This is a genomic window from Curtobacterium sp. MMLR14_010 (assembly GCF_001865015.1).
Taxonomy (GTDB): domain Bacteria; phylum Actinomycetota; class Actinomycetes; order Actinomycetales; family Microbacteriaceae; genus Curtobacterium.
Genome location: NZ_MJGV01000002.1, coordinates 274,940 through 288,874 on the forward strand (window position 1 = coordinate 274,940; position 13,935 = coordinate 288,874).

Here is a 13,935-nt window from a genome sequence, read left to right on the forward strand (position 1 = left end):
CGGGACGGGCCATGCTCGCACGGCCCCGGATGGGGGTCAATTCCACAGGATGCCGTCGGCGGCGGATCGATGTCCGACCACGGGGTTACATTTGCTCGGGTGAGCGGACCGTCCGGTCGCGCCGGGCGGAAGGAGCTCGCATGAGCATGCGTGGTGGTGGCGGAGGCCACGGCGGGCGGATCTCGAGCGGTGACTTCGACGCGCAGCGCGCCGCCAACGCGGCGGCACCGCGCATCCCGAACCTGCTCGGCCGCATCGCCGGGCTCTTCGGGCCGCACCGGCGGTCGATCGGGTTCACCGTGGCCCTCGTCCTGCTCGGCGCCGCCCTGTCCGTGATCCCGCCCCTGTTGACGCAGCGGGCCTTCGACGAAGGGCTGTTCCCCCGGTCCGGCACCCCGGACGTGCCGGTGCTGGCCTGGCTCGTGACCGCGATGGTCCTGCTCTGGATCGCGAACGCCGGCGTCGGTGTCTGGCAGACCTACCTGACGGCCACGGTCGGCAACAAGGTCATGGGCGCACTGCGGATGCGGCTCTTCGCGCACCTGCAGCGGATGGAGCTCGCGTTCTTCACCCGGACGAAGACGGGCGTCATCCAGTCGCGTCTGCAGAACGACGTCGGTGGTGTCGCCAGCGTGCTGAACAACACGATCTCCTCCGTGCTGGGCAACACCGTGACGGTGATCGCCGCAGTGGTCGCGATGCTGCTCCTCAGCTGGCAGATGACCATCGTCGCGGTCGTCCTGCTGCCGCTCCTCGTCATCGCGCAGCGCCGGGTGGGCCAGGTCCGCGCGAAGATCGCCGGGCAGACGCAGGAGTCGCTGTCCGACATGACCGCGATCACGCAGGAGGCCCTGAGCGTGTCGGGCATCCTGCTCGCCAAGAGTTTCAACCAGCAGCGCAGCGAGACCCACCGGTACGGCGACGAGAACCGCAACCAGATCTCGCTGCAGGTCCGACAGCAGATGTCCGGGCAGTGGTTCTTCGCGATCGTCCAGATCTTCCTGTCGATCATCCCGGCGATCATCTACCTCGTCGCGGCGTACCTGATCCTCGGGGGCGTCCCGATCACCGCCGGCACGATCGTGGCGTTCACGACGGTGCAGTCACGCCTCCTGTTCCCGACGGTGGGGCTGCTCCGCGTCGTGCTGGACCTGCAGACCTCCGGGGCGCTGTTCGCCCGCATCTTCGAGTACCTCGACCTGAAGCCGGCCATCACCGACGCCCCGACCGCGCGCAAGGTCGACGAGCAGCGGGTCGGTCACGTCGCGTTCGACGACGTCACCTTCACCTACCCGGACGGCGAGGCCGACAAGCCGACCCTGCGTGGTGTCTCCTTCGAGCTCCAGCCCGGCCAGTTCGCCGCCTTCGTCGGGCCGTCCGGGGCAGGCAAGACGACCGTGTCCTACCTGGTGCCGCGACTGTACGAGGCCACGGAGGGCTCCGTCCGGTTCGCCGGTGCCGACGTCCGTGACCTCGAACACGAGGACCTCATGCGGCACATCGGCATCGTGAGCCAGGAGACCTACCTGTTCCACGCGACGATCGGTGACAACCTCCGGTACGCCAAGCCCGACGCCACGGCCGAGGAACTCGAGCAGGCAGCACGGGCGGCGAACATCCACGAGACCATCGCCTCGTTCCCGGACGGCTACGACACCGTCGTCGGGGAGCGCGGCTACCGGCTGTCCGGCGGGGAGAAGCAGCGCATCGCGATCGCCCGCGTGTTGCTCAAGGACCCGCCGGTCCTGGTGCTCGACGAGGCCACCAGTGCGCTCGACTCGATCTCGGAACGGGTGGTGCAGACGGCGCTCGACAACGCCGCGCGCGGTCGCACGACGATCTCGATCGCGCACCGTCTGTCGACCGTCCGCGACGCCGACGTCGTCTTCGTGCTCGACCACGGGCAGATCGTCGAGCAGGGCACGCACGAGGAACTGCTCGCCCTCGGCGGGACGTACGCGATGCTGCACCAGCAGCAGAACGCGCCGGCCGACCTGGTCTGAGTCGCGGCCGGGGGAGCGGCGGCGCGGGAAGATGCGGCGCGCCTGGGACCCGACGCCCGAGTGGGCCCGTCCGCCCAGGAGACGCGACCCGTCACGGACCGGCGCTGCAGGCGCGGCCGCCGGACGGACGCCGAGCCTCCTGTCCGACGGTCCCGTCACGATGTGCGCACGCACCAGACATGTGCCTTGCTCACGTGGTACGGATGGACGTGCGCCGATGGCGGCGCTGCACGACCAGTCAGCGCAGTGCCTCCCGATCGGAGTCCCCGTGACCGTAGTCCCCCCGTCCCCACCAGACGGCCGACCGGCGGGCCTCGGGCCCGAGGCAGACCCGATCCCACCGGCCCCGAGCGCGGGCGCAGCCTCCGGGCGGGCACCGCGACGGCCGAGCCGCTGGCGCCGCTTCCGGAACACGGGCTCCCTCGACATCCAGTCCAAGCTCCTCGTGATGCTGCTCGGGGTGAGCATCCTCGCGGCCGTCGTGGTCGGGGCGGTCGGGTACGTCAACGGCCGGTCGTCCCTCGAGTCAGCCGCGCTGAACCAGGTGACGTCCCTCCGCGAAGCCCGGATCACCGAGCTCAAGCGCTCGTTCGGGCAGTTCACGCAGACGGTCGTGTCGCAGAGCCGCAACGCGAGCGTCATCGGCGCGACGCGGGCGTTCGATTCGGGCTGGCAGGACCTGCAGGACCGCCCGGTGTCGAGCACGGACACGACCAAGGTCGACGACTGGTACCAGGACACCTTCGTGCCACAGCTCGACGCCCGGAGCGGTGGGACGGCCAATCCGCAGCAGTTCGCGCCGACGCGGGACCCGCAGGCCTACCTGCAGGCGCGCTACACGGCGCCGTACGACGACTACGACGAGGCGATCAAGCAGGACGACGCCGGCGACGGCAGCGCGTGGTCGGCGGCGCACGCGGAGTACCAGCCGTACTTCCGGCAGGCCGTGGAGTCGGCCGGGTACGAGGACCTCGTGCTGACGAACACCGACGGGGACGTCGTCTACTCGGCGTACGCGGGGGCTGACCTCGGGACGGACCTGGAGGACGGCCCCTACCGCGACTCGAACCTGGCGGCGGGCTACCGGGACGCCCTCCAGCTGACGAACTCGGACGCCGTCCTGGTGACGGACTTCGCGCGGTACGCGCCGAGCCTCAACGTCCCGACGCTCTGGGTGATGTCCCCGGTCGGTGACGAGGGCAAGGTCATCGGCGTGCTGGCGGTACAGGTGCCCATCGACCTGATCAACCAGGTGATGACCGGCAACGAGGGCTGGAAGGGCGACGGGCTCGGCGACACGGGCGAGTCGTACCTGGTCGGCGACGACGAGCTGATGCGGTCGTACCCGCGGCAGCTCATCGAGCACCCGGCGCAGTACCAGCGGGACGTCGTGTCGGCGGGAACGGCGCCGTCGACGGCGAAGCGGCAGGTCGCGATCAAGGGCTCGGTGCTCCTGCAGCAGGTGACCACCACGCCGGTGAGCCGGGCGCTGCAGGGCAGGACCGGCACGGTCATCGCGCAGGACTACCGCGGCAAGGAGACCCTGGCGGCGTACGCCCCGCTCGAGGTCGACGGCCTGCGCTGGGTGGTGGTCGCACAGATGGACACCTCGGAGGCTTTCGCGCCGGTGAACGAGTTCACGCGGGACATCGCGCTCGCCCTGGTCGGGATCATCGTCCTCGTGAGCCTGCTCTCGCTGCTGCTGGCGCAGGTGTTCGTCCGGCCGATCCGACGGCTGCAGACCGCGGTGAACCGGGTGAGCGCGGGGGAGATCGGCGTCGAGGTGCGGGCGAAGCCGGGCGACGAGATCGGTGACCTCGGGCTGTCCTTCAACGACATGAGCCGGAGCCTGAAGGTGAAGCAGGACCTGCTCGACGAGCAGCGACGGCAGAACGACACGATGCTCCTCACGCTGATGCCCGAGGAGGTCGCGCGTCGGTACAAGCAGGGCGACGAGACGATCGCCGAGGACCACCAGGACGTCGCCGTCGTCTACGCGGACGTCATCGGGTTCGACGACTTCGCGGCGAGCATGAACGCCGAGGAGTCGCTCGCGCTCGTGAACGACGTGTGGCGTTCGTTCGACGAGGCGGCCACCCGCCACGGCATCGAGCGGGTCCGCACCACCAGGAGCGGGTACCTGGCGAGCTGCGGCCTCAGCGTCCCACGCGTCGACAACGTCCGGCGGGTCGTCGAGTTCGTCACCGAGGCGCAGGGCGTCCTCGACCGGTTCAACGCCCAGCACGGCTCGTCCGTCGCCCTGCGCGCCGGCCTGGACGCCGGCCCGGTCACGAGCGGCCTGGTCGGACGGTCGAGCATCGTCTACGACATGTGGGGCGACGCGGTCAGCCTGGCGTACCGGGTGCAGGGCATCGCACCGTCGCCGGGGGTCTACGCCACGCAGCGGGTCGTCGACAAGCTCGGCGACCCGGGCAGCGCGCGGGACGTCGGCGAGGTGCAGACGCAGGCCGGCCCGCAGCGGGTCTGGAAGCTCGAGCGGACGGGGACGGGCGCATGACCGCGTTCTGGGAGCAGGGCTGGTTCTGGCCGGCGATCACCGTGATCGTCGGACTGCCCGTCGTGCTGCTGGTCCTGACGGAGCTGCAGTCGCACCTGCAGCGGCGGGGCAACGAGCTGCACCGGATCGTCGGGCTGCTGCGGAACGCGGTCGTGCCGCTCATCGCGATCCTCATCCTGTCCGTGCAGGTCACGCAGGCGGTGGACCCGGAGCAACTGACGGTGAACCGGGTCATCGCGACCGTGCTCGGCTTCCTGGTCATCGTGTTCGTGCTGAACGGCCTGAACATCATGCTGTTCACGAACGCACGGAAGGGCAGCTGGCGCGAGAAGATCCCGTCGATCTTCGTCGACATCGGTCGGATCGTGCTCATCGCCCTGGGGCTGGCGGTCGTGTTCCGCATCGTCTGGAACGCGGACGTCGGCGGCGTGTTCACCGCCCTCGGCGTCGGCTCGCTCGTCATCGGCCTCGCGCTGCAGTCCGCGGTGGGCCCGGTCATCGCGGGCCTGTTCCTGCTCTTCGAGCAGCCCTTCCGGCTGGGGGACTGGCTCGACGTCGGCGGGACGCGTGGCCGGGTCGTCGAGGTGAACTGGCGGTCGGTGCACATCGAGACCGGCGACGGCATCCTCATCACCCCGAACTCGACGCTCGCCGGGGCGTCGTTCACGAACCTCAGCCGGACGGGAGGCACGTTCCCGGTCTCGACGGAGGTCACGTTCACGACGGACGACCCACCGGCGGCCGTGGTCGCCCTGCTCCAGCGGGTCGCGTCCGCACTGCCCCAGCTCGTGCCCGGCACGGCCCCGAGCGCGTCGCCGCAGGGCGGCACGGCCTACACCATCGCCTTCGAGGTGCGCGGGCCGTCCCAGGAGGGCGCCGCGCTGGCGACCTTCCGGATGTGGCTCTGGTACGCGGCGCGGCGGGCGGGGCTCGGCCTCGACGGGGACGCCACGGACGACTTCGTCACCGACGAGCGTCGCGACGCCGCCCTGCAGTCGATCTCCCCGACGCTGCACCTGGCGGGGGACGACGCGCAGGCCCTCGCGCCGCTGGTGCGGCTCGAGCGCTACGCGGCCGGCGAGGTCATCTCCACGGTCGGCACGGTGCCGACGGCGGTGCGGTTCATCCTGTCGGGGAGCGTGGACCTGCGGGTCCCGTTCGAGGACGCCATGCTCCCGGCGACGCGCGTCGAGGCCGGCGACTACATCCAGCAGACGGCGCTGACCCGGGAGGCGCTGCTCACGACCGCCGTGGCCCTCACCGAGGTCGCGGTGCTGGTCGTCCCCGCCACCGCCCTGGACCAGATCGTCCGGACCACCCCGGCGCTCGCGCGCGACATGGGCGACGTGATCGACCGGCGTCGCCAGGAGGTCTCAGCCGCGGTCACGACGCACGCCGAGTCGATGCGCGCTCCCGCCCCGCTGGAGGGCTGACACCGGGCGTCGCATGCCTGGGTGGCGCGGAGGTGCGCCGCCTAGGATCAACGCGTGCGTTATGCGAACTCCGTCGTCGACCTGGTCGGCGACACCCCTCTCGTCAAGCTGAACCGGGTCACCGAGGGCGTCCGAGCGACGGTCCTGGTCAAGGTGGAGTACCTCAACCCCGGCGGGTCCTCGAAGGACCGCATCGCGACCCGGATCCTCGACGCGGCCGAGGCCTCGGGCGAGCTCCGCCCCGGCGGCACGATCGTCGAACCGACCTCGGGCAACACCGGCGTCGGCCTGGCGCTCGTCGCCCAGCAGCGCGGCTACCGCTGCGTGTTCGTCCTGCCCGACAAGGTCGGCGAGGACAAGCGGAACGTCCTGACGGCCTACGGCGCCGAGATCGTCGTCACGCCGACGGCGGTCCCCCCAGAGCACCCCGAGTCGTACTACTCGGTGTCCGACCGGCTCGTGCAGGAGATCCCCGGCGCCTATAAGCCGAACCAGTACGCGAACCCGAACGGCCCGCGCAGCCACTACGAGACCACGGGTCCGGAGATCTGGCGCGACACCGAGGCGCAGCTGACCCACTTCGTGGCGGGCGTCGGCACCGGTGGCACGATCTCCGGCACCGGCAAGTACCTCAAGGAGGCCTCCGAGGGGCGCGTGCGCATCATCGGCGCCGACCCCGAGGGCTCCGTCTACTCGGGTGGCACCGGTCGCCCGTACCTGGTCGAGGGCGTCGGCGAGGACTTCTGGCCGGGCGCCTACGACCCCGACATCGCGGACGAGATCATCGCCGTCTCGGACGCCGAGTCGTTCGCGATGACCCGTCGCCTCGCCCGCGAGGAGGGACTGCTCGTCGGTGGCTCCAGCGGCATGGCCGTCGTCGCCGCCCTGCGTGCCGCCCGTGACCTGACCGAGGACGACGTCGTGGTCGTGCTGCTGCCCGACGGCGGCCGCGGCTACCTCGGCAAGATCTTCAACGACCGCTGGATGCGCTCGTACGGCTTCGCCGAGACCGACGAGGCCCGCACGGTCGGGTCCCTCATCGCCGGCAAGGACGGCCGCCTGCCGGACCTCGTCCACGCGCACCCGGGCGACACCATCCGCGAGGTCGTCGACATCATGTCGAAGTACGGCGTCTCGCAGATGCCCGTCCTCAGCGCCGAACCGCCCGTCGTGATCGGCGAGGTGATCGGCGCCGTCGCGGAGAAGGACTTGCTCGAGCACGTCTTCACGGGGGCGGCGAAGATGGCCGACCGCCTGGCCGAGTCCGTCGGTGACCCGCTGCCGCTCATCGGTGTCGGCGAGTCCGTGTCGTCGGCCCGTCGTGCCCTCGAGACCGTGGACGCACTGCTCGTGGTCGAGGACGGCAAGCCCGTCACCGTCCTGACGCGACACGACCTGCTCACGTACCTCTCGGAGTGAGCGCGGCGGCGCGCCCACGCGAGTGGTGCGCGCCACGGCAGCGCGCCCACCGATCGGTGCGCGCCCGACGCGATCCGAGCCTCCCGTCCGCTCCTGACCTGGAGAACAGCACATGACCGAGTTCAGCACCCGCGCCGTCCACGCCGGCCAGGACCCCGACGCCACCACCGGCGCCGTCATCCCGCCCCTGCACCTGACGTCCACCTACGTGCAGGACGGCATCGGGCAGATGCGGAACGGATACGAGTACTCGCGCTCCGCGAACCCGACCCGCGACTCGCTGCAGACCCTGCTCGCCGACCTCGACGGCGGCGTGGCGGCGTACTCGTTCGCCTCCGGCCTGGCCGGGGAGGACGCCCTGCTCCGTGCGACGCTCGCGCCCGGCGCCCGCGTGGTGATGGGCAACGACGTCTACGGCGGGACCCACCGCCTGGTGAGCCGCCTGCACGTGCCGTGGGGCGTGGAGCTCGTCGTCGTCGACATGAGCGACCTCGACCTGGTCCGCGGTGCGCTCGAGGGCGCCCCCGAGAAGACCGTGCTGTGGGTCGAGACGCCGACGAACCCGCTCATGAAGATCGCCGACATCGCGGCGCTCGCCGAGATCGGGCATGCGGCGGGTGCGATCGTCGTCGTCGACAACACCTTCGCGTCGCCGTACCTGCAGCAGCCGCTGTCGCTCGGTGCCGACGTCGTCGCGTACTCGACCACGAAGTACCTCGGCGGCCACTCGGACGTCGTCGGCGGGGCGATCGTCCTCAAGGACCAGGAGCTCGCCGACCAGGTGCAGTTCCTGCAGTTCGGTGCCGGTGCGATCTCGTCGCCGTTCGACGCCTGGCTGACGATCCGTGGCATCAAGACCCTGGCCGTCCGGATGGAGCGCCACTCACAGAACGCGCAGGCGGTCGCCGAGGCCCTCGTCGAGCACCCGGCCGTCGAGCGCGTCTTCTACCCGGGCCTCGCCGACCACCCCGGGCACGACGTCGCGTCCCGACAGATGCGCGGGTTCGGCGGGATGCTGTCCGTGGCGCTCGCCGGGGGACCCGAGGCCGCGAAGCGCTTCGCGGAGTCGACCGAGCTGTTCGCGCTCGCGGAGTCGCTCGGCGGGGTGGAGTCGCTCATCGGGTACCCGAGCGAGATGACCCACGCGTCGGTGAAGGGCACCGAGCTGGCCGTGCCGGAGAACGTCGTGCGGCTCTCGGTCGGCATCGAGGACGCGGGCGACCTGGTCGCCGACGTGCAGCAGGCGCTCGCCCGCTAGTACGACGGTGTCCCCGGCCACTCCTACGATGGTCGGGTGACCACCGACGGACGCGCGACGACGACCACGCGGAGCAGCCTGTTCAGTCGGGGCTACGCGCTGCCGACGATCGGCATGGTCGCGATCGTCGCCGTGGCCGCGTTCCAGAACCTGGCGATGACGACGATCATGCCGGAGATCAGCCGCGACCTGCACGGGGAGACCCTCTACTCGCTGAGCTTCGCCGCCCCGCTCGCCGCCGGCGTCCCGGGGATGGTGCTCGCCGGCAACTGGACCGACCGCGCGGGCGGTCGGGTCGTGGCGTGGGTGTCGGCGATGCTCTTCGCCATCGGCACGGCCATCGTGATGCTCGCCCCGACGATGCCCGTGTTCCTCGCCGGACGCCTGGTCGAGGGCTTCGGCGCGGGCGCGATCGACGTCGTCCTCTACGTGCTCGTCGCCCGGATCTTCCCCGAGGAGCTGCACGGCCCGGTGTTCGCCGGGTTCGCCGCCGCCTGGGTGGTCCCGGCGCTCATCGGTCCCGCGATCGCCGGGTACGTCACCGAGCTCGCGAGCTGGCACTGGGTCTTCGCGGGTGCCCTCGTCATCGCGGTCGTCGCGTTCGCCCTGCTCGTGCCCACGCTCCGGCACCTGCACCCGCCGGCACCCGAACTCCGACCCTCGTGGCAGCGCGCCCGCATCGGCTGGTCCGTCGCGGCCGCCGTCGCGGTGCTGCTGCTCAACGTCGCGCCGGACCTGCCCGTGGTGCTGCGGGTCCTGGCGGTGGTGGTCGGGCTCGTCGGCGCGTGGTTCGCCCTCCGCCCGCTGTTGCCCCGACGGACGCTGACCGCCGGCCCGGGGCTGCCGTCGGTCGTGCTGCTGCGCGGCGTGCTCGCGGCGGGGTTCTTCGGCAGCGAGGCCTACGTGCCCTTCCTGCTGCAGGCCCAGCACGGCCTGTCCGCGTCGGCTGCGGGGCTCGCCCTGACGGTCTCCGCCCTGAGCTGGGCGAGTGCGAGCTGGCTGAACGGCCGCCTGGGGGAGCGGCTGCTGCCGGCCGCGCGCGTGTTCGGCATCGGGCTGGCGCTCGTGCTCGTCAGCCTGGTGGCCGCTCTCGCCACGGCCGCGTGGGACCTGCCCGTGTGGGTGCTGGTGGCGGGGTGGTTCGTCGGCGGTGCGGGGATGGGGTTCGCCTACCCCAGGACCTCGATGCTCACGCTCCGCTTCTCCACCGAGGGCGACGACGGCTTCGCGAGCTCGGCCCTGACGATCGCGGACGCCGCCGGCAGCGTGGTGGGGCTCGCCGTGGCCGGGCTGCTGTTCACCTCCGCCGGCGGACGGGACCACCCCACCGCCTTCGCCCTGGTCTTCGCGGCCATGATCGTCATCACGCTGGTGGGGCTGGCCTCGGTCCGACGGCTCGGTCCGGTCCCGGGTCCGTCCTCGGGGAACGGGTAGCCCTCCGCCAACGGGTAGCGCCCTCCGCCACCGGGTAGCGTCCTCGGGGAACGGGTAGCGTGGGGGACCCACGACGAGGAGGAACCGTGCGCCGCATCCTGGCCGCCGTCATCGCGCTGAGCGCCGTCGTCGTGCTGGCCGGGTGCACGGGGACGACCTCGATGGCGCCGACCCCGGTCAAGAGCACGGACCTCACGAGTTCCGACGGGGGCTTCGACCAGCACGCGGTCGTCGGGGTGGTCCTGCTGGCCGCCGACGCGACGCCAGGGGCGAGCTCCGGCGGCGTGGCCCTGCCCGACCGGTTCCGCGAGGACCTGACGTCCGCGGGCTTCCGTCCGGACGTCCGGGTCGCCAGCGCGACCGACCCCGCAGCGTCCCAGGCATCGGCCATCCGCGAGCTCGTGCGTGACGGCGCGAAGGCGCTCCTGGTCGAGGCCGCCGACCCCGATGCCCTGGCGGGCGAGGTGCAGACCGCCCACGACGCCGGCGTCGTCGTCGTCGCGCTCGGCGACCCGCTGCCGGCCTCCGGCACCGGCGGCGACGGCATCTCCTCGGACTACCGGGTGCAGGGCCGCGACTCCGACGCCGCGCTCGTCGGGCGGGCCGTCGCCGTCGTCGAGGCCCTGCAACGCGGGACGAAGCCGACGACCGACTGACACCGACCGCGTCGGCCGGGTCGCGCCGGTCGCGTGGCCGGGACGTGCCGGACGGGAGGCTCCCCACCAGCTGGTGGGGAGCATCCCGTCCGGTGTGTGGTCGCGCCGACCGGCGCAAGACCGGACCACAGGTTCTCGGCCCGGACCCAGCCGAGCCGCGGCGACCCGCGGATCGGCGGGGGACCTCGCTGAGCGGGGCGACAGCTTCCACCCCCTTCCGGGTGACGTCGTCCGTCGGTGGAACCACTGACTGTCAACTGGTTCCACTTGCTCACTACAGTCAGCTCACCGCAGCCCACGAAGCCGCTGGGAACGACCGATCGCGCGAGCGGACGGCCGACCGGTGGCGGGCACCCCCGAGAGGACCCGACGTGCACCGACGCCAACCGACTCCCCGGTCGACCATCCTGTCCACGAGGCCGCGGACCACCGCGTTCGCCCTCGCCACCGCTGCCTGCACCATCGGCGCCGTGCTGTTCGCCGCCGGCCCCGCCGACGCCGCGACCCGCCACGTGCTGCCCGACTCCGTCCCGACGTGGGCCACCGCGGCCGACGACACCGGGACCGTCGCCGGGTCGACCGACGTCGAGGGTGAGGTCTACCTGCCCCTGAAGGACCAGGCGGGTGCCGAGGCCCTGGCCACCGCCGTCTCGACGCCGGGGACCAGCCGCTACCGGAAGCCCCTCAGCCCGAAGGCGTGGATCGCGGCGTACGCGCCCACGAAGAGCGACGTGGACCAGGTCACCGGGTACCTGCGGGCCCAGGGCCTGTCCATCACCGGTGTCCCCGCGAGCCACGAGTTCGTCGTGTTCCGCGGGCCGGCCTCGGTCGTGGGCTCGGTGCTCGGGACCTCCCTGCACGCCTACCGGCACGCGCAGCAGACCCTCGTCGCCCCGTCGACCGCCCCGAGCCTGCCCGCGGCCGTCGCGGGACTCGTCAGCGGCGTCAGCGTCGACCAGGGTCGGCTGCTCACGCACCCGGAACTCGTGCAGCAGGGCGAGACGCCGGCGTCCAGCGCGCCGACCCGCAGGCTGCGACAGCAGGCGGCGGCGCCCACGGGCATCGACGCGAAGTGCTCGGCCTACGACGGCCAGCACACCGCGACGGTCCCGGCGGCCTACGGCCGGACGAGCGTCCCGACCTTCGCCTGCGGCTACGTGCCGTCCCAGATCCGGTCAGCGTACGGCGTCGACGCGCTCGGCAAGCGGGGCGTCTCGGGCCAGGGACAGACCGTCGCGGTCATCGACGCGTACGCCTCGCCGTCGATCGTCCGCGACACGGACAGCTACTCCGCCCAGCACGGGGAACCCGCCCTGACGACGGCGACCTTCGAGCAGCGCATCCCCGCACGGTCGCAGTTCACCGACCAGGCGCTGTGCCAGCAGCCGAGCGGGTGGCAGGGCGAGGAGACGCTCGACGTCCAGTCGGTGCACGCGGTCGCCCCGTCGGCGAAGATCCTCTACGTCGGCGGCACGAACTGCGGTGGCGGCCTCGACGTCGCGATGTCCCGGATCCTCGACCAGGGGCTCGCGGACCTCGTGAGCAACAGCTACGGCGACGTCGGTGAGGACCTCTCGCTCTCGAGTATCCGCGGCCAGGAGAACCTCCACGTCCAGGCTGCCGGCGAGGGCATCGGCCTGTACTTCTCCAGCGGTGACAACGGCGACGAGTCCGCGTCGCTCGGCAGCGCCCAGCCGGACTTCCCCGCGTCGAGCCCCTGGGTGACCGCGGTCGGCGGCACCAGCATCGGTGTCGCGAAGAACGGCAGCAAGACCTACGAGACCGGGTGGGGCGACCTGCTCGACCAGATCGTCACGAGCCCGCGCGGCAACGTCTACTCGACGCCGCTCCCCGGCGGCATCGTCGGCGGCGGTGCCGGCGGCGGTCGGAGCACGCTGTTCGACCAGCCCGCGTACCAGCGCGGCGTCGTGCCGGCCGGGCTCGCGAACGGCAAGCGCGTGTCACCCGACCTGGCGGCGCTCGCGGACCCGTACACCGGGTTCTCGATCGGCATCCGTCCGATCACCGACGACGCCACGCTCGCCACCGGTGCGTTCGAGAACGAGACGTACGGCGGCACCTCGCTCGCCTCGCCGATCACCGCGGCGCTGTCCGCGCTCGTCCAGCAGTCGACGGGCACCCGGCTCGGGTTCGCGAACCCGACGCTGTACGCGACGTACCGCGCCGCCCCGGCGTCCTTCTCGGACGTCGCGCCGCCGACGTCGCCGATCGCGCTGGCGTTCACCAGTGCGACCTCGGGGCACGACTTCCTCGTGACGCTCGACCACGACACGTCGCTGACCACGGCGACGGGCTACGACGACGTCACCGGGCTCGGGGCGGTCTCGTTCCGCGGGCTGGCGGCGGTGGCGCGCCGGTAGGCGCGTGGCCGGGTCGTGACGGACGGGAGGTTCGGTGCCAGCTGGCACCGAGCCTCCCGTCCGTCACGTGGTGCGCTGGTGCGAGGTTGGTGGGTGCGCGCGCTGGTGCGAGGTTGGCCACTCGGTGCGGGCCTGGCGGGTCGCACGGGGTGGCCGACCTCGCACGGGGCGAGCGACCGCGCACCGTGCGAGGTCGGAGCGAGCGTCCGAGACGGGCGCGTCAGCTCCACCACGCGGGGAACGACCGCGTGATGGTGTCGACGAGGGCGCGGCGGGAGCGTCGGGGGCCGGCGAGCCAGGCCTCGATCGCACCGACGAAGCCCTGCGCGACGAACCCGGCGGCCACGTCGTCGAGGAGCTCGGGACGTGCGGGGGCGTCCAGCGCCTCGATGTGCCGGACGCTCGACACGGTGAAGTGCTCGACGAGCAGCCGGTGCAGCGAGGCGTCGTTCGGGTCGGGCAGGGCCCTGGCGTAGATGTCGCGGTGGGTGACGACGTGCTCGACGACCGCGTTGATGCCGCGGCGCGTGATGGCGGCGAGCTCCTCGGCGTCCGCGCCCTGCTCCGCGGCGGTGCGGCGGGCGGCGGCGTCCTCGTCACGGATGTCGTCGAGCTCCGGGGTGAGCACGTCCGCGAGCAGCGACCCGGGGGAGACGGCGTGCGAGTAGAACGTGGCCCGGTTGATCCCGGCGGCGCGGGTGACGTCCGCGACCGTGATCTCGGACACCGGTCGGCTCGTCGCGAGTCGCAGGATCGCTTCACGCAGGGCAGCCGTGGTGTGCAGGATCCGAGCGTCCACCATGACGCCCACCCCCTCTTCCGTCCTGGTCGCC

At 72.2% G+C, this 13,935-nt stretch carries 9 protein-coding genes; 8 read left to right on the forward strand and 1 reads right to left on the reverse strand.

Features of this window, described 5'->3' with window-relative positions; genetic code table 11:
• Positions 1-140 precede the first annotated feature (140 nt).
• The 8 genes from BIU98_RS01460 (at position 141) to BIU98_RS01495 (ending at position 13,102) form a co-directional block, all read left to right on the forward strand.
• Positions 141-2,003, forward strand: a complete 1,863-nt coding sequence (locus tag BIU98_RS01460) for an ABC transporter ATP-binding protein (protein WP_071270231.1) — start codon at positions 141-143, stop codon at positions 2,001-2,003.
• Positions 2,004-2,271: 268 nt separating this feature from the next.
• Entirely contained in the window at positions 2,272-4,521 is a 2,250-nt protein-coding gene (locus BIU98_RS01465; RefSeq protein WP_175481259.1) for an adenylate/guanylate cyclase domain-containing protein, read from the forward strand.
• The gene (locus BIU98_RS01470; RefSeq protein ID WP_071270234.1) at positions 4,518-5,954 is read left to right on the forward strand and encodes a mechanosensitive ion channel domain-containing protein; all 1,437 of its coding nucleotides are present in this window, start codon (positions 4,518-4,520) and stop codon (positions 5,952-5,954) included. Before BIU98_RS01465 ends, BIU98_RS01470 begins: the two co-directional genes overlap by 4 nt.
• 54 nt (positions 5,955-6,008) lie before the next feature.
• Positions 6,009-7,373, forward strand: a complete 1,365-nt coding sequence (locus BIU98_RS01475) for a cystathionine beta-synthase (protein ID WP_071270237.1) — start codon at positions 6,009-6,011, stop codon at positions 7,371-7,373.
• A gap of 112 nt (positions 7,374-7,485) precedes the next feature.
• Positions 7,486-8,631, forward strand: a complete 1,146-nt coding sequence (locus BIU98_RS01480) for a cystathionine gamma-synthase (RefSeq protein WP_071270240.1) — start codon at positions 7,486-7,488, stop codon at positions 8,629-8,631.
• A gap of 36 nt (positions 8,632-8,667) precedes the next feature.
• Positions 8,668-10,065 (forward strand): MFS transporter, encoded by a 1,398-nt coding sequence (locus tag BIU98_RS01485; protein WP_071270243.1) that lies wholly within the window; start codon positions 8,668-8,670, stop codon positions 10,063-10,065.
• A gap of 86 nt (positions 10,066-10,151) precedes the next feature.
• Positions 10,152-10,721, forward strand: coding sequence for a substrate-binding domain-containing protein (locus tag BIU98_RS01490; RefSeq protein ID WP_071270246.1), 570 nt, complete (start codon positions 10,152-10,154; stop codon positions 10,719-10,721).
• 371 nt (positions 10,722-11,092) lie between these two features.
• Complete coding sequence (locus BIU98_RS01495) at positions 11,093-13,102, forward strand: protease pro-enzyme activation domain-containing protein (RefSeq protein ID WP_254787755.1); 2,010 nt, start codon at positions 11,093-11,095, stop codon at positions 13,100-13,102.
• Between the two features lie 220 nt (positions 13,103-13,322).
• Here the strand turns inward: BIU98_RS01495 and BIU98_RS01500 are convergent, their stop codons facing one another.
• A complete protein-coding gene (locus tag BIU98_RS01500; protein WP_071270584.1) occupies positions 13,323-13,904 on the reverse strand; it encodes a TetR/AcrR family transcriptional regulator in 582 nt (193 codons plus the stop codon).
• Positions 13,905-13,935: the final 31 nt, after the last annotated feature.